This is a genomic window from Kribbella caucasensis (genome assembly GCF_004361855.1).
Taxonomy (GTDB): domain Bacteria; phylum Actinomycetota; class Actinomycetes; order Propionibacteriales; family Kribbellaceae; genus Kribbella; species Kribbella caucasensis.
Window position 1 is genome coordinate 217850 of the sequence record NZ_SNWQ01000016.1, and the last position, 24782, is coordinate 242631.

Annotated in this window: 23 protein-coding genes; 13 read left to right on the forward strand and 10 right to left on the reverse strand. The window is 68.6% G+C overall.

Annotated features, from left to right (window positions below):
- Positions 1-2: 2 nt before the first annotated feature.
- The 3 genes from EV643_RS29700 to EV643_RS29710 are packed head-to-tail and all read right to left on the reverse strand — an operon-like array spanning position 3 to position 2388.
- On the reverse strand, positions 3-623 hold the full coding sequence (locus EV643_RS29700; protein ID WP_133803463.1) for a hypothetical protein: 621 nt from the start codon (positions 621-623) through the stop codon (positions 3-5).
- Complete coding sequence (locus tag EV643_RS29705; protein ID WP_133803464.1) at positions 620-1435, reverse strand: ABC transporter permease; 816 nt, start codon at positions 1433-1435, stop codon at positions 620-622. The genes EV643_RS29700 and EV643_RS29705 overlap by 4 nt, the downstream gene beginning before the upstream one ends.
- Complete coding sequence (locus EV643_RS29710) at positions 1432-2388, reverse strand: ABC transporter ATP-binding protein (protein ID WP_133803465.1); 957 nt, start codon at positions 2386-2388, stop codon at positions 1432-1434. The genes EV643_RS29705 and EV643_RS29710 overlap by 4 nt, the downstream gene beginning before the upstream one ends.
- Positions 2389-2685: 297 nt before the next feature.
- Here EV643_RS29710 and EV643_RS29715 point away from each other — a divergent pair, with 297 nt between their 5' ends.
- From EV643_RS29715 to EV643_RS29740, 6 genes are all read left to right on the forward strand, one after another.
- Positions 2686-3663, forward strand: coding sequence for a hypothetical protein (locus tag EV643_RS29715; protein ID WP_133803466.1), 978 nt, complete (start codon positions 2686-2688; stop codon positions 3661-3663).
- A complete protein-coding gene (locus EV643_RS29720) occupies positions 3663-4352 on the forward strand; it encodes a response regulator transcription factor (protein WP_440589980.1) in 690 nt (229 codons plus the stop codon). The genes EV643_RS29715 and EV643_RS29720 overlap by 1 nt, the downstream gene beginning before the upstream one ends.
- Entirely contained in the window at positions 4345-5796 is a 1452-nt protein-coding gene (locus EV643_RS29725) for an ATP-binding protein (RefSeq protein ID WP_238165887.1), read from the forward strand. Before EV643_RS29720 ends, EV643_RS29725 begins: the two co-directional genes overlap by 8 nt.
- A 182-nt stretch (positions 5797-5978) precedes the next feature.
- On the forward strand, positions 5979-9224 hold the full coding sequence (locus EV643_RS29730; RefSeq protein ID WP_133803467.1) for an efflux RND transporter permease subunit: 3246 nt from the start codon (positions 5979-5981) through the stop codon (positions 9222-9224).
- Positions 9217-9648, forward strand: coding sequence for an efflux RND transporter periplasmic adaptor subunit (locus EV643_RS29735; protein ID WP_133803468.1), 432 nt, complete (start codon positions 9217-9219; stop codon positions 9646-9648). Before EV643_RS29730 ends, EV643_RS29735 begins: the two co-directional genes overlap by 8 nt.
- Before the next feature lie 40 nt (positions 9649-9688).
- Entirely contained in the window at positions 9689-12826 is a 3138-nt protein-coding gene (locus EV643_RS29740; protein WP_133803469.1) for an efflux RND transporter permease subunit, read from the forward strand.
- Positions 12827-13079: 253 nt separating this feature from the next.
- On the opposite strand, the gene EV643_RS29745 is transcribed toward EV643_RS29740, so the two are convergent.
- Positions 13080-14000 carry a threonine/serine dehydratase gene (locus tag EV643_RS29745; protein ID WP_133803470.1) on the reverse strand — a complete coding sequence of 307 codons (921 nt, stop codon included), beginning with the start codon at positions 13998-14000 and terminating at the stop codon, positions 13080-13082.
- Between the two features lie 25 nt (positions 14001-14025).
- Between EV643_RS29745 and EV643_RS29750 the strand changes: the two genes are divergently transcribed.
- The 3 genes from EV643_RS29750 to EV643_RS29760 all read left to right on the forward strand — a co-directional run bounded on the left by EV643_RS29750 (position 14026) and on the right by EV643_RS29760 (position 17085).
- Positions 14026-15900, forward strand: a complete 1875-nt coding sequence (locus EV643_RS29750; RefSeq protein ID WP_133803471.1) for a propionyl-CoA synthetase — start codon at positions 14026-14028, stop codon at positions 15898-15900.
- Between the two features lie 66 nt (positions 15901-15966).
- Positions 15967-16617 (forward strand): SDR family oxidoreductase, encoded by a 651-nt coding sequence (locus tag EV643_RS29755; protein ID WP_133803472.1) that lies wholly within the window; start codon positions 15967-15969, stop codon positions 16615-16617.
- A 30-nt stretch (positions 16618-16647) separates the two neighbouring features.
- Positions 16648-17085: an OsmC family protein gene (locus tag EV643_RS29760; protein ID WP_133803473.1), complete on the forward strand. Its 438-nt coding sequence runs from the start codon at positions 16648-16650 to the stop codon at positions 17083-17085.
- Positions 17086-17093: 8 nt separating this feature from the next.
- On the opposite strand, the gene EV643_RS29765 is transcribed toward EV643_RS29760, so the two are convergent.
- A complete protein-coding gene (locus EV643_RS29765; RefSeq protein WP_133803474.1) occupies positions 17094-17552 on the reverse strand; it encodes an Lrp/AsnC family transcriptional regulator in 459 nt (152 codons plus the stop codon).
- Positions 17553-17646: 94 nt separating this feature from the next.
- Between EV643_RS29765 and EV643_RS29770 the strand changes: the two genes are divergently transcribed.
- Together EV643_RS29770 and EV643_RS29775 are read left to right on the forward strand one after the other, a co-directional pair.
- On the forward strand, positions 17647-18450 hold the full coding sequence (locus EV643_RS29770) for an LLM class flavin-dependent oxidoreductase (RefSeq protein ID WP_133803475.1): 804 nt from the start codon (positions 17647-17649) through the stop codon (positions 18448-18450).
- Positions 18447-18872 carry a nucleoside deaminase gene (locus EV643_RS29775; RefSeq protein WP_133803476.1) on the forward strand — a complete coding sequence of 142 codons (426 nt, stop codon included), beginning with the start codon at positions 18447-18449 and terminating at the stop codon, positions 18870-18872. The genes EV643_RS29770 and EV643_RS29775 overlap by 4 nt, the downstream gene beginning before the upstream one ends.
- Before the next feature lie 4 nt (positions 18873-18876).
- Here the strand turns inward: EV643_RS29775 and EV643_RS29780 are convergent, their stop codons facing one another.
- From EV643_RS29780 to EV643_RS45070, 4 genes are all read right to left on the reverse strand, one after another.
- On the reverse strand, positions 18877-19707 hold the full coding sequence (locus EV643_RS29780; protein ID WP_133803477.1) for an LppU/SCO3897 family protein: 831 nt from the start codon (positions 19705-19707) through the stop codon (positions 18877-18879).
- A 145-nt stretch (positions 19708-19852) separates the two neighbouring features.
- Positions 19853-20794, reverse strand: coding sequence for a helix-turn-helix transcriptional regulator (locus tag EV643_RS29785; protein WP_133803478.1), 942 nt, complete (start codon positions 20792-20794; stop codon positions 19853-19855).
- 17 nt (positions 20795-20811) lie between these two features.
- Entirely contained in the window at positions 20812-21336 is a 525-nt protein-coding gene (locus EV643_RS45065) for an MFS transporter (RefSeq protein WP_202869810.1), read from the reverse strand.
- Positions 21293-21877 carry an MFS transporter gene (locus EV643_RS45070; RefSeq protein ID WP_202869811.1) on the reverse strand — a complete coding sequence of 195 codons (585 nt, stop codon included), beginning with the start codon at positions 21875-21877 and terminating at the stop codon, positions 21293-21295. The genes EV643_RS45065 and EV643_RS45070 overlap by 44 nt, the downstream gene beginning before the upstream one ends.
- A 142-nt stretch (positions 21878-22019) precedes the next feature.
- Here EV643_RS45070 and EV643_RS29795 point away from each other — a divergent pair, with 142 nt between their 5' ends.
- Positions 22020-22988, forward strand: coding sequence for an ArsR/SmtB family transcription factor (locus EV643_RS29795; protein WP_133803479.1), 969 nt, complete (start codon positions 22020-22022; stop codon positions 22986-22988).
- A 43-nt stretch (positions 22989-23031) separates the two neighbouring features.
- Positions 23032-23766, forward strand: a complete 735-nt coding sequence (locus tag EV643_RS29800; RefSeq protein ID WP_133803480.1) for a hypothetical protein — start codon at positions 23032-23034, stop codon at positions 23764-23766.
- On the opposite strand, the gene EV643_RS29805 is transcribed toward EV643_RS29800, so the two are convergent.
- The gene (locus EV643_RS29805) at positions 23738-24775 is read right to left on the reverse strand and encodes a winged helix DNA-binding domain-containing protein (RefSeq protein WP_238165888.1); all 1038 of its coding nucleotides are present in this window, start codon (positions 24773-24775) and stop codon (positions 23738-23740) included. The genes EV643_RS29800 and EV643_RS29805 overlap by 29 nt on opposite strands.
- Positions 24776-24782: the final 7 nt, after the last annotated feature.

Consider the following 24782-nt stretch of genomic DNA (forward strand, 5'->3'; position numbering starts at 1 on the left):
CGTCAGCCGTTGTCAGCCGGCCCGTTCTTCGGCCGGTGCCGTCGGCGGCGGACCATGACGAGCCCCATCAGCAGTACGAGCAGACCCGGTACGCCGGCCGCGATCGGCACCAGGCCGCTGGCGTCGAGCGTGCGTTCGGCGGCGACGTCGAGCCGGAGCGACTTGCTCGCGATGACCGCACCGGCGGCCTCGGACGAGGTGATCGCCACGTAGACGATGAACCGGCCGCTGTTCACGGCCTGTATCTCCCACTCCAGCGTCTCCTCCTCACCGCCACCGATCGGGTCCAGGTACTGCGTGCGCTCGCCGGACCAGTCCTCGGGGTCGACGTAGACGCCTGCGTCGACGGCTAGCACGTTGAGGTGGGCGATCGCGCCGCTGACCTCCTGCTCGCCCGGGTTGCGCACGGTGGAGATGAACTTCATATTCTGGCCGAGCCCGATCGCGGCCTGGGTCTTGTCCAGTTCGACCGTCACCACGTCAACAGCCGCGACCTGCGCCGGTCCAGCGACGATTGCCCAACCCTGTGCGCCGGGAGCGCCCGGGGAGGGTGTCGGGCCAGGCAGCGCGACGGCGGCCAGGGTTGCGAGCGCGGCCACCACAGTCCCGTAGTACCTGGTCATTCCCGGCCTCCGAGTCTGATCCGTCCCGCGACGGCGAATGCCAGCACCAGGGCGATGCCGGCAACGATCGCCGGCCCGATCAGCCAATGACCTTCCTGGGCGAAGGTACGGGCGTTGATGATCACGCGGCCGAGGTAGCGCAGGGCGGCGGTGAACGGGTCGGCGCGCAGCAGCAGATCCCCGAACCAGCCGCGCTGCGCCGAGGTCGGCATCTGGGTCGGCGCGAACAACGCGAGCAGGGTGAAGACGCTGACCGACAGGCTGACTCGGTTCGACCCGGCGAACATGCTGATCAGCAGGCCGAGGCCGACCATCGTCAGGGCGAGCAGAGAACCCACCAGGAGTCCGTTCAGCAACGAGGTCCGGACCACACCGACGCCGCGAGCGAGGTACCAGATGTAGGGCACCGAGATCACGAACGCCGCGAACCACATCGACAGCGCGGCGATCCCCTTGCCGAGGGCAAGCGATCGGCGGGAGACCGGGGCGAGCAGGAGCGATTCGAGGGTGCCGCGCTCCCGCTCGCCGCTGAACGCGTCCGCGGCGGCGAGCAGGGTGAGCAGGACGCCGATCGCGACCGCGACCTGCAAGGTGAGGCTGACGGACTCGCGCTGTTCGAGGAAGTTGAGCGCCTCGTTGGTGGCCGTCAGATAGGTGGTCACGCTGAGCACGACCGCGTAGGCGAACAGCAGGATCAGCGCGCGTCCACCCAGCCAGAGGTCACGGACCTCCCGGTCGGCGACGACCAGCCAGGACGGGCGTCCCGCTCGCGCTGCCGGCCCGGCGGCTGCTGGCTTGGCATCGAGGGTCATGAGACCTCCTCGGTGACGGCGAGGAAGGCGTCGCTGAGTCGCCCACCCTCCAAGGTGAACCCGAGCACCGGCACGCCTGCTTCGAGCAGGCTCTTGATCGCCTGGGTGGCGGCGGCTTCGAGCTCGAGCCCGGCGGGCATGCTCAGTTCCAGCTCGCCCAGCCGGCCGCCGCCGTTCGCCACCGCGAGCACCTCGGTACGGGCCAGCGCGGCCAGGGCGCGGTCGAGCAGCTCGGGCGGGATCTTCACCTGCCCGTGGCGTGGCGCGGCCGCCTGCCGGACCACCTCGGCGACGGTGCCTTCGGCAACCACCTTGCCGCGGTTGAGAATGACCACACGGTCGCAGACCTGTTCGACGTCGGCCAGCACGTGGGTGCTGAGGAAGACCGTCGCACCGCGCTCGCGGGAGATCCGGCCGATCAGGTCGAGCATCTGGGCCTGGCCCATCGGGTCGAGGCCGAGGGTCGGCTCGTCGAGGAAGACGACGTCCGGGTCGTTCACCAACGCGCGGGCGATCCCGAGTCGTTGCCGCATGCCCCTGCTGTAACCGGCGATGAGTGCCGGTCCACGATCCGCCAGGCCGACATCCGCGAGCAGCCTCCGGGCCGTGTCCCGGGCGTCGGCGCGACTCCGGCCGAACAACTCGGCGTGGTACCGCAGCCATTCCTCGCCGGACTGGCCGAGTGGATACCCCGCGCTCTCCGGCAGGACCCCGACCCGGCGGCGGATCGCGGTCGGCCGGGTGTGCGGTACGCCGGCGACCGTGAATGACCCACTGTCGGGCGGCAGGATCGTGGTCAGCATCCGGATGGCGGTCGTCTTGCCGGCACCGTTGGGCCCGAGAACGCCCAGCACCGTACCGGCCGCGACCCGCAGCTCGAGCGACTCCACGGCCACCAGCCGCCCGTACGACTTCCGCAAGCCACTCGCTTCAAGCGCTACTTCGCCGGGCATAGTCGATCGCCTCGCTCCGGCCCTGAACTGCGCAATTCCCCCATCACGCCCCCTCATCGGGCGCAGCGGTGATCGTCGTACGCAGCGCGATCACGCACCGCGATACCCCGTGCGCCTTGCGGTCAGGGTGCGCCGGGAATCCCCGATCGGCAAGGGGGTGCGCCGAAATTGATTCCCGAGCGAAACCTCCGGGCCCTTTCTCAAGACGGGCCAAGCGCGCGACACTCTGCTCACGGGCATCCAGTCGGGGGAACAGGCCGCCGGCCTGCGACCGGACGCCATGGGGGAGGAAAGCAGATGCGCAGGATACGCATCGGATACACGTTTGCCCTGGCAGCCGGACTCGCCGGTCCACTGGCCTTGGTCGCTTGTTCGTCCGGCGACACGACCGGGGTCCAGACGCCGGCCCAGTCAACAGCCACACCGACCAGCAGACCGGACGCGAGCCCGACCACAACGCCGACGACCACACCGCCCACGAAGAAGACCAGCACCCCGGTCAAGCGACCGGAGACAGGCCCGCAACCGGGGTACGACCGGACCGCGTTCAAACGCTCGACGACGGTCACCAACAAGTGGTACCCGCTGCGGCCTGGCACCCGGTTGAACTACAGCGGCCAGACGATCGAGGACGGCGAAACCTTCGGGCACACGCTGACGGTCATCGTCACCGACCTCGTCAAGGTCATCGACGGTGTGCCCAACGTGGTGCTCTGGGAGCGGGACTTCAAAGAGGGTGTGCTGGAGGAGGCCGAGCTGGCGTTCGTCGCCCAGGCCGACAACGGCGACGTCTGGCGCTTCGGCGAGTACCCGGAGGTGTATGAGGAGGGCCAGGTCGTGGAGGCACCCGCCTGGATCCACGGTGTCAAGGGCGCGCAGGCCGGTATCAGCATGAAGGCGCAACCGCCGACCGACGGCAGCAGCTACGCACAGGGTTGGGGTCCCGCAGTCGGATGGTCCGACCGGGCCAAGGTCTTCAAGGCGAACCAGAAGACCTGCGTCAAGGCAGGCTGTTTCCAGGGCGTGCTGATCACCGACGAATGGTCCGCGGCAGAGCCGGGCGCGCACCAGCTGAAGTACTACGCGGCCGGCGTCGGCAACGTGCGGGTCGGGTACTACGGCAACGACCCGACCAAGGAAACGCTGGAACTGGTCGGCGTGCAGCGCCTGAGCAAGGCCGGTCTCGCCCAGGCTAGGGCCGAGGCGTTCAAACTGGAGAAGCGCGCGTACGGGTACAGCAAGGACGTCTACGGCCGGACCGCGCCGATGAAGTGATGGGAGATGCTGTGCACATCCTGGTGGTCGAGGACGAGCGCCGGCTGGCGCGCGCGATCGGCCACGGGCTGGCGGATCACGGGTTCGCCGTCGAGCTGGCGTACGACGGCGACACCGGGTTGTGGCTGGCCCAGGAGCAGCAGTTCGACGCGATCGTGCTCGACCTCATGCTGCCCGGGCTGTCGGGGTACGAGGTGTGCAAGCGGCTGCGGGCCGAGGGTAACTGGACTCCGATCCTGATTCTCACCGCCAAGGACAGCGACGACACCGAAGCGCGCGGGCTCGATCTCGGTGCCGACGACTTCCTGCGCAAGCCGTTCTCGTATCTCGTCCTGATCGCTCGGCTGAACGCCCTGTTGCGCCGTGGTGCTCCGGCTCGGCCGGCGAAGCTGGTGGTCGGGGATCTCGAGCTCGACCCGGCGCGGCGCACAGTCCACCGCGGCGAGGTCGAGATCGAGCTGACCCGCCGGGAGTTCTCGCTGCTGGAGTACCTGATGCGGAACGTAGGCCAGACCCGGTCCAAGGCCGAGATCCTCGATCACGTCTGGGGCGCGGACTTCGACCGTGAGCCGAACGTCGTCGAGGTGTACGTCGGCTATCTGCGCCGCAAGATCGACCAGCCGTTCGGCACCGCAACGATCGAGACGATCCGCGGCCACGGCTACCTCCTGGGCACGGCTGATGGTTGACCGACCGGAGCGAACATCCTGGTGGCGGCGGCATCCGTCGTTGCGGACGCGGATGATGCTGATCGCGGCGGCGGCGACGGCCGTGGTCCTGATGGTCGGCGGCGCGGCGCTCGCCGTGACGCTGCGGACGGTGATGATCGATGAGGCGATGGACGCCAGCCGGCTCCGGGCCCGCGACCTGGGTGCACTCGCGGCAGGGAACGCGCTGCCGGATTTCGCCCCCATCGGCCATGAGGGGGACCTGGTGCAGGTCGTCGGCACCGACGGCAGGATCCTCGTCTCCAGCGCGAACATCGCCGGCAAACCGGCCCTCGAGCTGCCCCGCCAGCCGCCCGGCTCCACCCGGGAGATCAGCGTCGACAGCCTGCCGGTCGGCGACCCCGGCCCGTACCGCATAGTCGCCCACGGTATCGGTACGCCGTCCGGCCCGGCGACCGTGTACGTCGCGGTCTCGGTCGAGGAGATCGACGAGACGGTCACCCTGGTCGGCCAGGTGTTCCTCGCCGCGATCCCGATCTTCGTCCTGCTGCTGTCGGTGGCGATGTGGACCGTCCTCGGCCGGACCCTCGCGCCGGTGGAGACGATCCGGCGGGAGGCCGCCGCGATCACCGGCCGGCGCCTCGACCGACGGGTGTCCGAACCTCCGCAGTACGACGAGATCGGCCGGCTCGCGCGGACGGTGAACGCGATGCTCGCCCGGCTCCAGGACAGCGCGGAACGCCAGCGCCGGTTTGTCGCCGACACCGCGCACGAGTTGCGCAGCCCGATCGCCAGTCTGCGGACCCAGCTCGAGACCGCACGGGCCAGCCATCGTCCGGTCGACTGGGACGAGATCAGCGCCGACCTACTCGACGAGACGGTCCGGATGCAGCAACTCGAGGAGCAGTTGTTGCTGCTGGCCCGTGCCGATGCGGGCACACTCGGGCGGACCCGCACGACGGTCGACCTCGACGACGTCGTGGACACCGTCGTCGCCGGTGCTCGCGGGCGAATCGATGCCGGCGGTTCGGAGCGGTCACCCACAGGCAGTCCGGTGCGGGTCGACCGCCATGATGTCGAGCCCGTCCAGGTGACCGGCGACGCTCTGCTGCTGGAACAACTCGTCCGCAACCTCGTCGACAACGCGGTCGCGCATGCCACCCGGGAGGTCCGCATCGGCCTCTCGATCGACGGTGACGAGGCGGTGCTGACGGTGGACGACGACGGGCCCGGCGTACCGGTCGAGCGCCGGCAGGAGATCTTCGAGCGCTTCACCCGACTCGACGGCGCCCGGGATCGCGATCACGGCGGCGCCGGACTCGGACTCGCCATCGTCGCCGACATCGTGAAGGCGCACGACGGCGTGGTCGAGGTCGGGGACGCACCGCTCGGCGGCGCCCGGTTCCGGGTCAGGCTGCCGGTGGCGGGTGAGGATTATGCGCGGAGGTCGCTGAGAAAGTCCTGAGAACCGGCGCGTTGACGTGGGTTCTCCTCGGCCCTACTCTCCGAATAAGGGGCTCACGTAGGCAGTACCACCGCTACGTGGGATTGAGGCAGGGGGTGCGGTCCGGGGGATCCGGTGCACGGCATCGTCTGCCGTGCGCGTCCCCCCGGTGCTGCCTCCCGCTGGGGAGGGGCGCGACAATCATGCGTTGGATTGTATCTTCGAGCCTGAGATTCCGGCGGCTGGTCGTCGCCGTAGCGGTCGGGGTGATCGTCCTCGGCATCGTCCAGATCGGCAAGTCCCGGGTGGATGCGCTACCCGAGTTCAAGCCGACGACGGTCGAGGTCCAGACCGAGGCGTTGGGGCTGTCGGCCGAAGAGATCGAGCAGATGGTCACCGTCCCGCTGGAGCAGGACCTGCTGGCCGGCGTCCCGTTCCTGGACAAGATCGAGTCGGTGTCGATGCCCGGTCTGTCCTCGGTCGTCATGACGTTCGAGCCGGGCACGGACCTGCTGGACGCGCGCCAGGTCGTGCAGGAACGATTGTCCCAGGCAACTGCCGTGGCGGGGTTGCCGCAGGTGTCGAAGTTGCCGCAGATGATCCAGCCGCTGTCGTCCACCAGCCGGCTGTCGATGATCAAGATCTCCTCGGACTCGCTGACCCCGATCGACCAGTCCGTGCTCGCCCGCTGGGTGATCACGCCGCGACTGATGGCGGTGCCGGGTGTCGCCAACGTGACCGTGTGGGGATTCCGCGACCGGCAGCTGCAGGTGCTCGTCGATCCCCAGCAGTTGCAGCAGAACCGAACGACGCTGGCCGACGTCATCGAGACCGCCGGTAACGCGCTCGAGGTGTCGCCGCTGACCTTCCTGGAGGCGTCCACCCCGGGCACCGGTGGGTTCATTGACACGGTGAACCAACGGCTCGACATCTTCCACCAGCAGACGATCACGACCGCCGAAGAGCTGGCCCAGGTCCCGTTGGAGAGTTCGGCCGGCCGGCCGACCTCGAAGACCTTGGGCGAGGTCGCCCAGGTGGTCGAGAATCACCAGCCACTGATCGGCGACGCCATCTGCCCGGGCGGCACGGAATGCCAGCTGCTCGTGGTCGAGAAGTTCCCCGGCGCCGACACCGTCCAGGTGACCAAGGACGTCGAGGCCGCTCTGGACGCGATGAAGCCTGGCCTCAGCGGACTGCAGATCGACTCGTCCCTGTACCGGCCGGCGACCTTCATCGAGTCGTCCTTCAACGATCTCCAGTGGGCGCTGGCGATCGGCGGAGCACTCCTGCTGGTGCTGATCATCCTGCTCTTCTGGGACTGGCGCCGCGCGCTGGTCGCCCTCGTGGCGATCCCGGTACCGCTGGCCGTGGCGGCCGTGGTGCTGTACCTGCGGGACGCCCCGATCAACTTCATGGTCGTCGCCGGGCTCGTACTCGGTCTCACCGCCATCGTCCATGACGCGATGACCGACGCGCACGGCCTCGGTGCCAGGCTTCGTGAGCGCCGGGAGAAGGACAGCGAGTCGACCGCTCTCGCGGTCGTGAGTGAGTCCGCGGCGATGCGCAGCGGAGTCCTCTACGCGGTCCTCATCGTCGTCGCGGCGACTGTGCCGTTCTTCTTCCTGAACGGCGAAGGCGGCGCGTTCCTGCCGCCGATGGTGCTCTCCTACCTGCTCGCCGTCAGTGCGTCGATGCTGATCGCCGTGACGCTGACGCCGGTGCTCGCCCTGATGCTCTTGTCCGGTGGCAAGGCCCGGCAGTCGCGGCTTACCCGCCGGCTCGGCAGCGGCTACGACCGCAAGGCACCCGGCCTGGTCACCCGCACCCGTACAGCCCTGATCGCCGCCGGGGTCCTGGCCTTGATCGGCTTGATCGCCCTGCCCTTCCTGAACGCGTCGCTACGGCCGTCGCTGAAGGAACGCGACGTCCTGGTCCACGTCGAGGCACCGCCCGGTACGTCGCTGCCGAAGATGACAGAGATCACCAAGCAGGCCGTCCAGCAGCTCGGCTCGGTACCGGGTGTCGTCAACGTCGGCGGCCAGGTCGGCCGGGCGATCGCGTCGGACCAGGTCGTCAACGTCAACTCGGGCGAGATCTGGGTCAAGGTCGGTCCGGACGCCGACTACGACGCGACCCTGAGCTCAATCCGGAACACGGTCCGCGGCCTGTCCGGGGTGACGACCGACGTCCTCACCTACTCGGACGAACGCGTCACCGACGTCCTCGGCCAGTCCGTCGACGATCTGGTCGTCCGCGTCTACGGGGAGAATCCCGAACAGCTGAACAGCAAGGCGAACGAGATCCGCGACCTGATGACCGGGATCCACGGAGTGGCCACGGTGAACGTCGACCGGGCCCTCGAAGAGCCCGCCGCGCAGGTCCAGGTCGACCTCGCCAAGGCCCAGGCCGCCGGCGTCAAACCTGGCGACGTACGCCGGGCCGCGACCGCGCTGATGGGCGGTCTGACGGTCGGCAACCTGTTCGACCAGCAGAAGGTGTTCGACGTCGTGGTCTGGGGCAAGCCGGAGATCCGGCAGGACGTGGCCGACATGGAGAAGCTACTGATCGACACGCCGTTCGGCGGGCATGTCCGGCTCGGTGACGTGGCGAAGGTCGAGATCGTGCCGAACCCGACCGTGATCCGGCACGAGGCCGTCGCGCCGTACCTCGACGTGATCGCCGACGTGGCCGGGCGCGACGTCAGCGACGTCGCCGGCGACGTCAGCACCCGGCTCGCGCAGGTGCAGTTCCCGCTGGAATACCACGCCGAGATGCTGGGCGGGTATGAGGAGCAGCAGGCCGACCGATCGCAGCTGATCGCTTTGGCGATCGCCGCGGCGATCGCGGTGTTCCTGTTGCTGCAGGCGGCCTTCGGGAGCTGGCGGCTCGCGCTGATCGCGTACCTGGCTCTGCCGCTGGCCCTGGTCGGTGGCGTCGCAGCGGTCATCCTGACCGGCCGGACGTTGAGCCTCGGCTCGGTCGCCGGGCTGGTCGGCGTCCTCGGGATCGCCGCGCGGACGGTGATCCTGCTGATCCGGCGGTACCAGCGGCTGCAGCGGGACGACGGGATGCGGTTCGGTCCCGATCTCGTTGTCGCCGGCACCAGGCAGGCGATGGCGCCCGGCCTGATGTCGATGCTGGCGGCAATGATCCTGCTCGCGCCGATCGTCGTCATCGGCGGTGAACCGGGATTCGAGATCCTGCACGCGATGGCGGTCGTGCTGGTCGGCGGCCTGCTGACGACGGCGGCGGTCACCCTGTACGTCGTACCGGTCGTGTATCTGCGGTTCGGCTCGATCGCCGAGCAGGACATGTGGGCCGACGAACCGGTGCCGCCGGTCCCCGAGGAGATCCCGGTCCCGGAGGAGGCTCCGGTCCCCGAGGTGAGTCCGGTGTCGGCCTCGAAGGAAGCAGGAGCAGGGGCGGGACGGGGGCCGGACGATGCCTAGGTTGCGTCGCGCGGCCGCGGGACTGATCACCGTCCTGCTCGTCTCCTCCGCTTGCGGCGGGACGGTCACGGACAAGTACAAGGTCAGCCACGAGCCCGCCCATATCGAGGAGGTGGCCGGCAGCGACCATCCGCGGATCGTACTGGAGCCGGAGGCGCTGAAGCGGATCGCCCTCGAGACCAAGCCGGTCGAGAAGTCGGCGAACCTGCTGGTCGTCCCGTCCGCCGCGGTGTTCGTGGACCCGAAGGGGAAGTGGTGGGTCTACACGAATCCCGAAACGGGCGTGTTCATCCGGCATGAGATCAAGATCCAGCGGCAGGCCGGCGATCTCGCCTACCTGCTGAGCGGTCCGGCCGCCGGCACCAAGGTGGCCACCGTCGGCGTGCCTTCGCTGTACGGCGTCGAAGAAGAAATCGGTCACTGAACCGCCGACCAGGCGACAAAGAGAGGGGGGCGGTGCGGTGATGCGTTTGATCGTCGCGTCGAGTCTCAGGTTCCGGTTCCTTGTGGTGGCACTGACCGCGTTCCTGATGTTCTTCGGAGTCCAGCAGCTGGGTAAGTCCGCGGTCGACGTGTTCCCTGAGTTCGCGCCGCCGAAGGTCGAGGTGCACACACTGGCCGTCGGGTTGGGGCCGACGGAGGTCGAAGAGCTGATCACGGTCCCGATGGAGCAGTCGCTGAACGCGATTCCTGGCGTCAAGACCGTCCGATCCCGGTCGGTCGAGCAGTTGTCGCAGGTCGTGCTGCTCTTCGACGAGGGCACTGATCTGCTCACCGCACGCCAGAACGTCGCGGAGCGGATCGCCGCGATCACGCCGACCTTGCCGACCTGGGCAGCGCCGCCAGTCATGCTCCAGCCGATGTCCGCGACCAGCCGGGTGCTGAAGATCGGCCTGACGTCGGATGATCCGAACCTGGACATGATGGATCTGTCCATGACGGCGTACTGGAAGATCCGGGCCCGGCTGCTCCAGGTCCCCGGTGTCGCCAACGTGCCGATCTGGGGCGAGCGGCTGGAGATGCTCCAGGTGCAGGCCGACCCGGAGCGGATGGCCACGCAGAAGGTCACCCTCGACCGCGTGATGACGACCACCGCGAACGCGCTGGACGCCGGCCTGCAGCGGTACTCCGACGGCAACTTCATCGGCCGCGGCGGCTTCGTCGACAGCTCGACCGGGCGGATCGGGATCCGGCACGTGACGCCGATCGTGAACCACGATCACCTGGCCAACCTGCCGATCCAGACCCTCGACGGCCGGCAGATCAAGCTCAGCGACGTGGCGAACCTGGTCCGGGATCACCAGCCGCTGATCGGTGACGCGGTGATCAACGAGGGCGAAGGCCTGATGATGATCGTCGAGAAGTTGCCGTGGGCCAACACCCTGGACGTCACCAAGGGCGTCGAGGAGGCGCTGGCCGAGATGCGTCCCGGTCTGCAGGGGATCGCCATCGACTCCGCGATCTTCCGGCCGGCCACCTTCATCGAGGACGCGATCGACAACCTGACCCGGTCGCTGATCCTCGGCGCCCTGCTGATGATCGCGATGCTCGTGCTGTTCCTGTACTCCTGGCGGACCGCGGTCATCAGTGTCGTGGCGATCCCGCTGTCCCTGCTGGCCGCGTTGCTCGTGCTCACCCTCCGCGGTGCCACGATCAACACGATGGTGCTGGCCGGCTTCGTGATAGCCCTGGGCGACATCGTCGACGACGCGATCATCGGGATCGAGAACATCGTCAGACGGTTGCGTCAGCATCGCCAGGAGGGCAGCACCAAGTCGACCGCCAAGATCATCCTGGAGGCGTCGATGGAGGTCCGGGCCGCGATCGTCTACGCGACCCTGATCGAGATCGTCGCGATCGCGCCGATCTTCCTGCTCGCGGGGTTGTCCGGGGCCTTCTTCCGCCCGCTGGCGGTCGCGTACGCCCTCGCCCTGGGCGCGTCGATGCTGGTCGCGCTGACGGTCACGCCCGCGCTGGCGCTGATCTTCTTCCGCAGCCCGAAGTCGCTGGCGCACCGCGAGTCGCCCATCGTCCCGCCGATGAAGCGTGGCTACGAATGGGTGCTCACCCGGTTGGTACGACGCCCGCGGCGCGGGTACGTCGCGGTCGCTCTCACCACGGCCGTCGGGCTCGTCCTGGTGCCGCTGCTCGGTCAGTCCCTGCTGCCGAACTTCAAGGAACGCGATTTCCTGATGCACTGGCTCGGCAAGCCCGACATCTCCCTGCAGGAACAGGTCCGGACGACGCAACAGGTGAACGCCGAGTTGCTGACGATCCCTGGCGTGAAGAACGCGGGATCGCATATCGGGAACGCGTTCTTCGGCGACGAGCCGCACGGCGTGTACTTCGGCGAGAACTGGATCAGCGTCGACAAGTCGGTCGACTACGACGAGACGGTGAACAGTGTCCGCCAGACCGTCGACGGCTATCCCGGCGTGTTCCGCGACGTGCTCACCTATCTGAAGGAACGGATCCGGGAGGTGCTGACCGGGACCAGCGACCCGATCACGATCCGGATCTTCGGGCCGGATCTGGAGCAACTCCGGGCGAAGGCCGAGGAGATCAACAAGATCGTCGGCGAGGTCCCCGGGGTCGGCGATCACAGCGCCGACTTCCAGGACGCCATTCCGCAGGTCCGGGTCGAGGTCGATCTCGAGAACGCGAAGAAGTACGGTCTCAAACCCGGTGACGTCCGCCGAGCGGCCGCCTGGTTGATGGCCGGCGAGGAGGCCGGCGACCTCTACACGGCCGGCAAGGCGTACGACGTCCAGCTGTGGACCCCGCCGGAGAAGCGGCGCAGCATCACCGACCTGGAGAACCTGCTGATCGACCGGCCGGGCGGCGGCCACGTGCGGCTGAACCAGGTCGCCGACATCAGCATCGTCTCGGTGCCGAACGTGGTGCAGCACGAGGACCTGTTCCGGAACATCGACGTGGGCGCCGAGCTCGACGGGACCCGTGACCTGGGATCCGTGGTCGAGGACATCGAGAACCGGCTCGAACAGGTGGAGATGCCGCTCGAGTTCCGCGCGGAGATGCTCGGCGAGTACACCGAGCGGCAGGCGGCGCAGCAACGGCTGCTGATCTTCGCGATCGCGGCCGGCATCGGGATCCTGCTGCTGTTGCAGGCGTCGTACCGGAGCTGGCGACTGGCGATGCTCACCTTCGTGACCCTGCCGATCGCGTTGGTCGGCGGGCTGATCGCGGCGTACCTGGGGTCGAAGGTGATCTCGCTGGGTTCACTGGTCGGGTTCCTGACCGTGTTCGGGATCGTGGCCCGGAACGGGATCATGCTGATCAGTCACTGCAAGCATCTGGAGGAGGAAGAGGGCATGCCGTTCGGGCCCGAGCTGGTGATCCGGGGCGCGAAGGAACGGCTGGTGCCGATCATGATGACGGTACTGACCACCGGGCTCGCGCTGATCCCGCTGCTGGTCACCGGGTCGATCCCGGGGCAGGAGATCGAGCACCCGATGGCGGTGGTCATCATCGGCGGCCTGATCACGGCCACCCTGCTCAACCTGTTTGTGGTCCCGGCCTTCTATCTCCGTTTTGCCAAGAGGCGGGGCCAGCATCGGGAACCTGAGGCGGCGGTTGCCTGAGCCAGGAGTAGAGGAGGGCCCAGTCGGCTTCCTCAGCACGTCGGCGGGCGCGGGCGGCACGAGCCTCCGCGATCCCGCCGGCGACGGCGATCACGATGAGCAGGAGGGCATCGGCACCTAGGATCCACGGCAGCAGATTCATCGGTCACAACCTTGGCTCGGGGGGCAGCGAGCGGTCAGCTCACATGATGGCCGCCGGCTCCTGAGAGACCGCTGAGTAACGCTGCGTAGACCGGCGATCTGGCCGAAGGCTTCAGGCGAGCGTGGACGGGTCGGTGTTCGCGCCGCACACCACCACGACGACCCGCTCATCGGACGCCGGCTGATACGCACCCGACCGCAACGCCGCCAGCGTGACCGCCGCGCCGTGCTCGACCGCGAGCCGGTACTCCCGCCAGAACTCATTGCGAGCGGCAACGATCGCGTCCTCGCCGACCAGCACGGACGGTACGCCGTACGTCTTGACCGCCTCGAACGCGATCGCCCCGAACCGCCGGGCGCCAAGCGAGTCGGCCGCGATCCCGCCGACCTGGACGTCGATCAGGTCGTCTGCCTCGAGGGTGCGGGCCATCGTGGGCGCGAGCTCGGGTTCGACGCCGACGACGCGGGCCCGGTCGCCGATGGCCGTCGCGATCCCGGCGATCAGGCCACCGCCACCCACCGCGACCAGGACGGTGTCGAAGCCGTCGGCCTGCTCGAGGAGTTCCAGGCCGAGCGTGCCCTGCCCGGCGACCACTTCCGGCTGGTCGTAGGCGTGCACGAAGAGCGCACCCGACTCGTCGCTCGCGGTGACGGCGGCGGCGTACGCCTCGGCGTACTCGCTGCCCACCTGGACGACATCTGCGTCGAGGGTCCGCAGTCGCGCGATCTTGGCCGGGGGAGCGCTCTCCGGGACGAAGATCCGGCCCGGTACGCCGAGTTCGCGGGCGGCGTACGCGACGGCGAGACCGGCGTTGCCGCCGGATGCGGTGACGACGCCCTGGCCGGTGAGGGTGCCGCGTTCCTTCGCGGAGAGCATCCGGTTGAACATGCCGCGTGGCTTGAACGAGCCGACGTGTTGCACCAGTTCCAGCTTGAAGGCGAGCGTCGGCGAAAGCTGGAGCACCGGGGTCCGCCGTACCCGCCCCTCGATCCGGCGAGCCGCCGCCTGCACATCGTCACGAGTTACCGTCATGCCTCAAGCCTGCCAGACTGCGGGCATGGGAGCGTATGAGGAAAGTTACCGCCGCAGCCTGGCTGATCCCGAGAGCTTCTGGCTGGACGCCGCGGCCGCGATCTCCTGGACCAAGCCGCCGACCCGCGCGCTGGACGACTCGGCCGCGCCGCTCTACCGGTGGTTCCCCGACGGCGAGCTGAACACGTCGTACAACGCCCTCGATCGGCACGTCGAGGCGGGCCACGGCGACCGGACCGCGCTGATCTACGACTCGCCAGTCACCGGGAGCACCCGCAGTTACACGTACGCCGAGCTCCGGGACCAGGTGGCCGTCTTCGCCGGGGCGCTGAAGTCGCTCGGCGTCGGGGCCGGCGACCGGGTGATCGTCTATCTGCCGATGGTGCCGGAGGCGGTTGTCACGATGCTCGCGTGCGCCCGGCTCGGCGCGATCCACTCGGTCGTGTTCGGCGGGTTCGCGCCGAAGGAACTGGCTGCCCGGATCGACGACGCGCGGCCGAAGGTGATCGTCGCCGCGTCCTGCGGGATCGAGCCGACCCGGATCGTGGAGTACCTGCCGATCATCGAGGAAGCACTCACGCTCTCGGAGCACCGGCCGGAGCGGACGATCGTGCTGCAGCGCGAGATCGCACCAGCGAAACTCGGCGAGCGCGATCTCGACTGGGTCGCGTTGGTCGCTGATGCCCAGCCGGCTGATCCGGTGCCGGTGGCCGCGACCGATCCGCTGTACATCCTCTACACCTCCGGCACGACCGGGAAGCCGAAAGGCGTGGTGCGCGACAACGGTGGTCACGCGGTCGCTCTGGCCTGGTCGATGCGGGCGGTCTACGACATCCATCCCGGTGACGTCTGGTGGACGGCGTCCGATGTCGGCTGGGTCGTGGGCCACTCGTACATCGTCTACGCGCCGCTGCTGATCGGTGCGACCACCGTTCTGTATGAGGGCAAGCCGGTCGGCACTCCGGATGCTGGTGCGTTCTGGCGGGTGATCTCGGAGCATCGGGCGAAGGCGTTGTTCACGGCTCCGACCGCGCTCCGGGCGATCAAGAAGGTGGACCCGGACGGGACCGAGCTGGTGAAGTACGACCTGAGCGGCTTCCGGACTCTGTTCCTGGCCGGTGAGCGACTCGATCCCGAGACGTATCACTGGGCGCACGACAAGCTCGGCGTACCGGTCGTGGACCACTGGTGGCAGACCGAGACCGGCTGGCCGATCGCCGCCAATCCGCGCGGACTCGAACCGCTGCCGACCAGGCCCGGCTCGGCGACCGTGCCGCTGCCGGGGTGGGACGTGCGGATTCTTGACGGCGATGGCGTTCAGCAGGCGCCGGGGGAGGAGGGGTCCATCGCGATCCGGCTGCCGCTCCCGCCGGGCGCGTTGCCGACGCTCTGGGGCGACGACCAGCGGTACGTCGACAACTACCTCAGCCGGTACGACGGCCACTACCTGACCGGCGACTCCGGGTATCTCGATGCCGACGGCTACATCTTCGTGATGGGCCGAACGGATGACGTCATCAACGTCGCCGGGCACCGGCTGTCCACCGGCAGCATGGAAGCCGTCCTCGCGGCGCATCCCGCGGTGGCCGAATGCGCGGTGATCGGCGTCCACGACTCGCTCAAGGGCCAACTCCCACGCGGCCTGGTCGTCCTCAAGGCCGGCGTCGACATCGACGAGTCCGTACTGCGGGACCAACTGGTGGCCGCGGTCCGCCGGGACATCGGCCCGGTCGCCGCGTTCCGGGACGTCTCGGTCGTGGAGGCGCTGCCCAAGACCCGATCCGGCAAGATCCTCCGCAAGACCATGCGCGGCATCGCCGACGGCCGCGACGAACCTGTCCCGTCAACCATCGAGGACCCGGCTGTCTTGGAAGCTCTCCGGCCCATCCTTCGCGGCTAGACCGTCCGTCGACGGCGGTGGCATGGGTACAGTCTGCCGAACCGGGCTGCGAGTTAGGCTCGGGGCATGCGAGTCGTGATTGCGGGTGGACACGGACAGATCGCGCTGCGGCTGACCAGGATCCTGGCGGACGGCGGTCACCAGGTGGTCGGGCTGGTGCGCAACCCCGCGCACGAGGCTGACGTGGTCGCGGCGGGCGGCGAGGTCGCAGTACTGGATCTGGAACAGGCTTCGGTGGCCGCCGTTGCCGACGTACTGGCCGGTGCTGACGTCGCGATCTTCGCCGCCGGCGCCGGACCGGGTAGCGGGAACGCCCGGAAGGATACCGTCGACAAGGGTGCGGCTGTGTTGTTCGCGGATGCATCCGAGCTGGCCGGGGTACGGCGGCACATCCAGGTGGGCTCGATGGGTGTCGACCGGACCGAGGGGATGGACCCGGAGGCGACGTTCACGATCTATCTGAAGGCCAAGTTGGCGGCCGAGGACGACCTGCGCAGCCGCGACCTGGACTGGTCGATCCTGCGGCCCGGCGGGCTCACCGACTCCGCCGGCACCGGTTCGGTTCTGCTGGCCGGCAAGGTCGACCCCGGTCGCATCCCGCGGGACGACGTGGCGCTGGTGCTGGCCGGGCTCTGCGACACACCGGCCTCGATCGGCCGGACCCTCGAACTGATTGCCGGCGACACCCCCGTGGCCGACGCGCTGAAGAATCTCTGACGTTGCCGCTGGCAACAGATTGTGACTGACATGGGCGACGAGACCTTGCGGCAGGTACGGTTCGAGCGGACCGCCAACAGCAAGTACCTGGTGCACAACGCGCGCGGCGGCACCATGACGGTCGGTTCCGGCGGGTCCGAAGACACCGACTTCACCCCGGTCGAGCTGCTCCTCGTCGCGATCGGTGCCTGCTCCGCGATCGACGTCGACGTCGTGGTGAGCCGCCGGGCGGAGCCGACCGAGTTCTCCGGGGTCGTCCGCGGCGACAAGATCCGCGACCCCGAGCAGGGCAACCGGATGGAGAACCTCGCGGTCGAGTTCACCATCCGCTTCCCCGAAGGCGAGGCCGGCGACAAAGCTCGCGAGGCCCTACCCCGCGCGGTCAAGATGTCCCACGACCGCCTCTGCACCGTAAGCCGCACCGTAGAACTAGGCACCCCCGTAACCACCACCGCCAGCGACGCCTGACGCAGAGGTCACAGGTCGGGCGGGGCCGTCTGCGGGCCTCGGTAGGGTTGGGGTTGGCTGTAGACGAGGTTGGTGGTGGTGCTGCCGAACTCGGTGAGCTCGTTGACCAGTTGTTCGAGGTGGGGCATCGAGGCGGCCGCGATCTTCAGCGTGTAGCAGTCGTCGCCCGTGGTTCGCAGGCACTCCAGGAACTCGGGCCGCTCGCGCAGCAACCGATGCAGCGGCTCGTGCTTGTTCCCCGGGTACTTGAGCCGTACGACGGCCAGCACCGGATAACCCACCTTCGTCAGGTCGACCTCGGCCCGATAGCCGGTGATCACGCCGAGGTACTCCAGCCGCTTCACCCGTTCGGTCGTCGCCGACGCACTCAGATTCACCCGGCGGCCGAGCTCGGTCAACGCCACCCTGCCGTCCCGCTGGAGCTCGACCAGGATCGCCCAGTCGGTCGAATCAAGAGTCTCGGCCATCCGCCCAACATACCGGCAGATCCACGGTGAGCCCGCCCGGACGCCGTGAGTACGGCCTTCAGCGCATCGGCCTCGCCTGGATAGCCTGATCGACGTGTTGCTAGGAGTGAACGTCCCCAACTTCGGTCCCGGAACCACGCCAGCGCGGCTCCGCGACTGGGCCCGCACAGTCGAGGGACTCGGCTACGACCTGCTGATGGTGTCCGACCACGTCGCGATCACCCCCGACGTCGCCGAGCAGTATCCGGAGCCGTTCTACGAACCGTTCACCACGCTCAGCTGGCTCGCCGGGATCACCAGCACGATCCGCCTCGGCACCACGGTCCTGATCGCGCCGTACCGGCATCCTCTCCTTGTCGCGCGGATGGCCGAAAACCTCAACCAGCTCAGCGACGGACGCCTGATCCTCGGCGTCGGGATCGGCTGGGCGAAGCAGGAGTTTGAGGCACTCGGGGTCGACTTCCACCGCCGCGGCGGACTCACCGACGAGTTGCTGAGAGCAATCAAAACCACCGTCCCGATCTGGGTCGGCGGCAGCAGCGAAGCCGGTCTCCGCCGAGCCGTCCGGTACGCCGACGCGTGGCACCCGTTGCGCGACCGGCTCGACCGGATGCGCGACAACCTGGATCGGCTGAAGACAATCGCCGAGGACGAAGGCCGGCCCGTCCCGGGGTTCGCGCCGCGGATCCTGCTCCGGCTGACCGACCACCCGCTCCCGGACGACGAACGCGTCGCCGGTGAAGGCACGATCGACCAGATCCTCGCCGACCTCGACGTACTGCGGCTGCTCGGCGCGCAAGCCGTCGTACTGGACCCCTTCGTCGGCGATCCAGCCGAAACCGAACGACCGGAAGTCGCCTGGGAAGCCCTGGCGACCGTCATAGGGAGAACCAAGTGACCCCCGAAGCAGAGAACCTCCTGCGCCGAGCGATCGAGCTCGCCGCGACAGCACGGCAGACCGGCAACCCGCCCTTCGGATCCCTCCTGGCCGGGCCGGACGGCACAGTGATCGCGGAGGATCACAACACCTCCATCACCGACAACGACATCAGCGCCCACCCCGAACTCAAGCTCGCCAAGTGGGCCGCGGCCAACCTCGACCCGGCCACGGCCGCGCAGACGACCATGTACACGAGCTGCCAGCCGTGCAGCATGTGCGCCGGCGCCATCGACCGGGCCGGCCTCGCCCGGGTCGTCTACGCCCTGTCCGGCGAACAGCTCAACGCCCTCAAACCCAGCGGGGGCTTCCCGGCCGTCGACCAGGAAGGCCCCGCGCTGTACGACGAGGCGCGTGCTGTCGTGGACGGCTACTACACCTGACCGCTCACTTCGGCCCGAGGCAGAGCGTGTACGCCGACGAGCCGCGCTCCTCGGTGTACGCCACCGTGTAGCCCTCGTATTGCTCGCACCGGGTCTCGTCCGACGAGTCGACCTTGCCGAGGACTTTGTACTCCGCGTCGGCGGAACCGCAGTCGACGACCCGCACGTCCGGGTTGATACTCGTGCCCTTGTTCTGGATGCAGTCGCCCGCGGCCGCCGAAGACGGGCTGATCGTCGCCCCGTACACGATCAGGGCGATCACCGGGACCGGCACCAGCAGGAAGAGGATCTGCGGCCGCTTGAACAGCGGCTTGCCCGGATCCATCGGCCGGCCGGGTGCACCCGGGGCCGGCTCGGGCAGGTTCTTGAACTTCGACGAGGGGCCGAGGTTCATCAGCATCGTGATCGGGTTGATGATCGCCGAGCCGATACCCCACCAGCCCTGCCAGAGGCTCTTCGCGGTCATGTCGCGGACGGTCGCGGTGCCACACGTCTTGCAGAACGGCCCCTCGAGCTTCAGGAACCGCATCATGATCAGCAGGCCCTGGTGCCCGCGCACAGTGGCCGGCACCGCCGGAACCGCACCACAGAACCGGCACTGCATCATGTCCTGCGGACCGGGCCGCGGACCGGGCTGAGGCTGTGGCTGACCCGGGAAAGACTGCCCGTACTGCGGGCCGCCGTGTTGCCCCTGCTGGTACGCGCCCGGCTGCTGCTGGGCGTACTGCGGGTACTGCTGCTGGGGATACTGCTGCTGCGGCGGACCGTATCCACCACCGCCCGGCTGCGGAGCGGGGTACTGGTTCGGGGGCGGCTGAGGGGGAGTCGTGGTCACGAACACTTCCTGTTACTAGCGCTGGAACACCATGGGGACAGACGGACTTTACTCACGCACCCCGGTCATCCCACGTCCTGGTTCGGCAACCGTTTGTGGTTCTCTTACCGAACGCGACGCCACGTCACCGGCGTACCGCGAAACGTCACGCGTAGCGAGCGACGAGTTCGTTGCCCAGTCGCGCCAATTCGGCCTGTACCGACGGCGGGCCGAGGACTTCGATCAGCCCACCCCAGCCGGCCAGATCCTGCGCGATCATCAACGGAGTCGGTGCCGTGACCCGCACCCGGACCCGGCCGTCCTCGGCCGCCCCCTCGACTTCACAGTTCCGGCCCAGCCGGTCCTGCATCACCCAGACGAATCGTTCCGGCATCAGAACCGTGGCCGACAGCAACGCTCGCTGCTGCTCCATCTGCTCGACCACCCGCGCCCAGACCTCGGACAGGTCGAAGTCCTCCGGCCGATCGGCAGGCTCGTCGGTGATGGTGGCCGCCACGATCCGGTCGAGGCGGAACGTCCGCTGCCCCTTGTCCGTCCCCGCGATCAGGTACCAGACGTCGTCCTTGTCGACGAGTCCGAGCGGATCGACCACCCGTACCGACTCCTCACGCCGGCGGCCGGAGTACGTCAGCCGCACCTTCAACCGCCGTACCACCGCCGTCTGCAACTCACCGACCAGTTCGGGCCGCTCCTTCTCGTTCCCACCCCAACGTGCCGGGTCGATCACGACCGCCTCCGCCGCCGCCTCGGCATCGCCACGGAAAGTCTCCGGCAACGCCCGGACCAGTTTGCGCAGCGCGGCCTTGGCATCCGGCGCGATCGACGCCGCCGGCCCGACGAGCAGGAACAACGCCTGCGCCTCGGTCGCGGTCAGCCCGCTCAAGTCGGTCCGCGCACCGCCGAGCAGCGACCATCCGCCGTTGCGCCCAGGCTGTGGATAAACCGGAATCCCGGCCGTCGACAACGCCTCCAGATCCCGGCGAGCCGTCGCGACCGAGATCTCCAGCTCCGCGGCGAGCTCGGCCGCGGTCACCCGGCCACGTGCCTGCATAAGGAGCAGGGTGGCGACCAGCCGATCAGCGCGCATACCGGCATTCTCGCAAACTAACCGCTCACCAGCTGAGCACTTTTCAATCCGCGCGCCAATGCGACCGTCACCCCGAGCGAGACGACCGCCATCACCGACATCGCCAACCCGGGCGAGGTCAGCTGCGCAATCCCACCGGCCACCGCCGCGCCGACCCCCTGCATCACGAGCATGCCCGACGAGTGCAGCCCCAACGCCTGACCGCTGAACTCGTCCGGCGTCAACATCATCAACCGCTCCTGCATCAGCAAGCTCGCCGAGTACCCGATCGCCGACACGGCCACCGCCGCCACCGCGATCGGGATCGCCGGTTCCAGGAAGAAGATCAGGTACGGCGCCGCCAGCAGCACGTACAACCCGACAGCGAGCCGTTGCGGGCGGAACCGGCCGGCCAATGTGTCGCCGACCAGCATCCCGAGCGCCGCGAACGCGAACAAGAGGCCCGAGTACTTCGGTGCGTACGCGACGAACAACGACTCGCAGCCGACGACCAGCCCGTTAGGCAGCCACAACGCGAGGAAGACCTGGCGACGCGGCTTCATCGACAACAGGTGCACGTTGTTCCGCCAGGTCGCGGCCACCGACGCCCGCTCGGTGGATCGCGGCTCGCGGCGACTGAGGAACCACCTCGCCACGACCGCACTTACGCCGTACAGGCAAGCACCCGTGATCAGCGCGCCCCGGGCGACAGGAGTGCGACGAGGACGCGAATCCGCAGATCTGCATCACGCCGACGGACATGTTCATCACCGAACGGCCGAGCAGGTAGCCGCCTTTGGGCAGGATCTCGTTGAGCAGTCCCCAGCGGACCCCGCCGCCGACCGACGACACCACGCCGACCACGAAGAGGATGCCGAAGGCAACGGTCACCGGCAGGCCGGGCAAGGCTTGGGTCGCGATGGCGGCGGCGAACATCCAGCAGAGACCGGCCAGGGCGGCGCGCGGTGGCAGGCGATCGGCTGTGGCGAGCAGGGTCGTCATGCCGACGACCTGGGCGAGTGACGGGCCGAAGATAGCGAGCGCGGACAGCAGGGGAGAGCCGGTGGAGTCGTAGATCAGGGTGCCGAGGGCGAGGCCACTCACCGTCTGGGCGGCGACGTGCAGGGAGCTGCTGAGGAAGAACGGACGGAATTCGGGGTCCGGAAGAGGTCCCGGTAAGTGCGCATGTACCGGAGTCTCGGTGGCGGTTGCCGGGGCCGGTTAATGTTTCGCAGGGAGGCGAAACATGGGCTGGTGGGTGGTCAGCACTGACACGCTGGCGGGCAGCCGGTTCATCGTGTCACCGCTGGCTGAGACGACGTCGGCGCTGAAGACACTCGAGCGCGGATCGGCCGCGCACCCGGGGGAGCGGGCCTGGCTGGACGACCACGTCCCGGCGTACCGGGCGCGCGTGGCCGAGGACCCGATCGCGGCCGCTGTGGTCCGGATCGGTCTCGGCCGGAGCTGGAACGCCGACTTCCTGACGCCGGCGCCGACGGGGGAGCGGGCGTTTGCTGATGAGGTCGAGGTGGTTCGCCGTACCGATCCGGCGGACGCTCGGGCGGATCTGCGCGTCTCACTGGGTGGGGAGCCGCTGCCGGCGGAGCTCGAGCGGGACGATCTGCCGGCGCGGGCAGCCTCGCTGATGGAGTGGGTGTGGACCGAGACCGTGTTGCCGACGTGGGCGCGGCGCCGGCGGATCATCGAGGCCGACATCGTGGCGCGGACGCATCAGCTCAGCCAGGGTGGCTGGGCGACGGTGCTGAACGACGTTCGGCCGAACATGCGTTGGCTGGGGGAGAGCCGGCTACAGATTAACGCTTATGACTACCCACCGCGATCGCTGGACGGTGCGCAGTTGTTCTTCGTCCCCGTGACACCGCGCGCCGCGTGGGTGATGTGGGCGGGGACCGACCGGTACGCCGTGGTCTATCCGTGCTCGGGCGTGCTCGCGGAATCGGACCGGGTTGACGCGCCTGAGGGTTTGAACGCGTTGCTTGGGCCCGCGCGGGCCGCCGTACTCGTGCTGCTGGGGACGCCCAAGACGACTACGCAGCTGGTGGCGCTCACCGGGCAGGGACTCGGTTCGGTCGGGCGTCACTTGAAGGTGCTGCTCGACGCGCAGTTGATCCAGCGGCGGCGTACGGGACGGTCCGTGCTCTACTACCGAACCACGGCGGGGCATGTGCTGGTAGATGCCCAGGGCAACAATTAGTTAATCACCTGGCGGTTTGGTTTCTCGTGGTTATCCTTGGTGGATGGAGTGGCTCGTCTTCTTGCTGAGCGGCGGTGGGGCCGCGCTGGCGGGGCGGTACGCGTGGGACCGGCGGGCCGCCCGGCGACGCGAGGCCGCGGAGCTGGAGCAGATGCGTGTGCTGGCCGACCACGACGTGACGCTGCTTGGCGAGGAGCTCGGCCGGCTCGACGAAGCGATCGCCGGACACGAGCTGGACCACGCCGCGCGGGAGGACTATCAGTCCGCCCTGGACAGCTACGAATCCGCTCGACGTACGGTGGCCCGGCTGGCTGCGGCTGATGAGGTCAGTGGTGTGGCTGATGTGCTGACCGGCGGGCGGTATTCGTTGGCCTGTGTTCGCGCGCGGGTCGCCGGTCAGCCGTTGCCGGAGCGGCGTGCGCCGTGCTTCTTCAACCCACAACATGGTCCGTCGACCGTGGATGTCGACTGGACGCCGCCGGTCGGTGGGACCCGGCGCGTACCGGCCTGCGCGCAGGACGCGGCCCGCGTCAAAGCTGGTGAGGAGCTCGACGACCGGTACACCGAGTACGCCGTACCGCGTGATCCTTATCGGCGGAATCCGCGTTGGGAGGCGGGTGCCTTGATCGAGCCGTACAGTCTCGGCTACTTCGCCAGCAGCGGGGCGCGGGCGGCCGTGATGGGCCTGTCGATGGAGATGCGCGGCGAGGGCGGCGGCCGGTGGGGAGCGGAGTGGGAGGCGGTCCGGGTCAGGCGAGGACGCGGACGTCGCCGCTAGGCAGTTTCTTCCACCAGTTGTTGTAGCGGCTGTAGACCTGCTGTTCGCGTTGTTGGAGGAGTTCTGTCAGCGATCGCGCCTCGGCAGCCAGGCCCTCCCAGGTGTCGTCGTCGAGCGGGTGGAACGCGGTCGCCTCGATCGCGCCGTCCAAGGCCCGCCACACGCCGGCGACGTACCCGTCGACCAGGAGCGTCGGCAATACGTCACCGTTGATGCGGGTGACGACCTTGCGGTACTCCGGCGGGATCACGCGGCTCCGGTCGTAGTACGCGAGCAGGACGCTGTCCCACATCGCCATCAATCTGGGCGGCGCCGGCGTGTCCTCATCCGGCCGGTCGCCGTTTGGTACGTCGTACAGAATCGTGCCGTCGGGGCCGTTCAGGTCATCCAGCTCGAGTGCCTGTACTGCGACCTTGGCGCGGGCCCGCGGAACCATCGCGAACTGCGCGACATCCGCGACCGAGGCGGGCCCGAATCCTTCCAGGTAACGCCTGACCAGGACCTTCAAGCCATCCGCCGGCTCTTGGGTCGGCACCCCAGCCGCGACGTACGAGGGCCGGTGGCCGAACGACCACGGCCCACCGGTCGGGCTGTGCAGCAACGGCGAATACATCCGCAGCCCTCGTACGGCACCCGGATGCGCCGGCACCCCGAGCCGCTCCTCGAGCCAGCCCGCGATCTCGGGCACTGTCCGCGGCTTCTTCGCGAAGACCAGCAGCTCCAGCACCAGCTCGTCGGCATCTTCAGCGGTCAACCCGCTCGCCTGAAACCGATCATTCAACCCAGCCGCCCGCAACGTCGGCTCCACCGCATCCCTGAACGCCGGATAGTCCTCACCGTGCACCGCATGCAAGGTGATCCGCATCAACGAGGCCTTGACCACACTCCTGGTCGCGAAGGCCTCATCCAACTCTTGCGGATCGAAGTCCTGCACTCGATTCCACAAGGCCACGTACGGCGACGCGGCCTGCTGCCCTTGCAGCGCCACCACCCGCCGAACCGCCTCCACCACCCCA

Coding starts and splice junctions, on each gene's coding strand:
- EV643_RS29700 (WP_133803463.1), bottom strand. CDS start 623: ATGACCAGGTACTACGGGACTGTGGTGGCCGCGCTCGCAACCCTGGCC.
- EV643_RS29705 (WP_133803464.1), bottom strand. CDS start 1,435: ATGACCCTCGATGCCAAGCCAGCAGCCGCCGGGCCGGCAGCGCGAGCG.
- EV643_RS29710 (WP_133803465.1), bottom strand. CDS start 2,388: ATGCCCGGCGAAGTAGCGCTTGAAGCGAGTGGCTTGCGGAAGTCGTAC.
- EV643_RS29715 (WP_133803466.1), top strand. CDS start 2,686: ATGCGCAGGATACGCATCGGATACACGTTTGCCCTGGCAGCCGGACTC.
- EV643_RS29720 (WP_440589980.1), top strand. CDS start 3,663: ATGGGAGATGCTGTGCACATCCTGGTGGTCGAGGACGAGCGCCGGCTG.
- EV643_RS29725 (WP_238165887.1), top strand. CDS start 4,345: ATGGTTGACCGACCGGAGCGAACATCCTGGTGGCGGCGGCATCCGTCG.
- EV643_RS29730 (WP_133803467.1), top strand. CDS start 5,979: ATGCGTTGGATTGTATCTTCGAGCCTGAGATTCCGGCGGCTGGTCGTC.
- EV643_RS29735 (WP_133803468.1), top strand. CDS start 9,217: ATGCCTAGGTTGCGTCGCGCGGCCGCGGGACTGATCACCGTCCTGCTC.
- EV643_RS29740 (WP_133803469.1), top strand. CDS start 9,689: ATGCGTTTGATCGTCGCGTCGAGTCTCAGGTTCCGGTTCCTTGTGGTG.
- EV643_RS29745 (WP_133803470.1), bottom strand. CDS start 14,000: ATGACGGTAACTCGTGACGATGTGCAGGCGGCGGCTCGCCGGATCGAG.
- EV643_RS29750 (WP_133803471.1), top strand. CDS start 14,026: ATGGGAGCGTATGAGGAAAGTTACCGCCGCAGCCTGGCTGATCCCGAG.
- EV643_RS29755 (WP_133803472.1), top strand. CDS start 15,967: ATGCGAGTCGTGATTGCGGGTGGACACGGACAGATCGCGCTGCGGCTG.
- EV643_RS29760 (WP_133803473.1), top strand. CDS start 16,648: ATGGGCGACGAGACCTTGCGGCAGGTACGGTTCGAGCGGACCGCCAAC.
- EV643_RS29765 (WP_133803474.1), bottom strand. CDS start 17,552: ATGGCCGAGACTCTTGATTCGACCGACTGGGCGATCCTGGTCGAGCTC.
- EV643_RS29785 (WP_133803478.1), bottom strand. CDS start 20,794: ATGCGCGCTGATCGGCTGGTCGCCACCCTGCTCCTTATGCAGGCACGT.
- EV643_RS45065 (WP_202869810.1), bottom strand. CDS start 21,336: ATGAAGCCGCGTCGCCAGGTCTTCCTCGCGTTGTGGCTGCCTAACGGG.
- EV643_RS29795 (WP_133803479.1), top strand. CDS start 22,020: ATGGGCTGGTGGGTGGTCAGCACTGACACGCTGGCGGGCAGCCGGTTC.
- EV643_RS29800 (WP_133803480.1), top strand. CDS start 23,032: ATGGAGTGGCTCGTCTTCTTGCTGAGCGGCGGTGGGGCCGCGCTGGCG.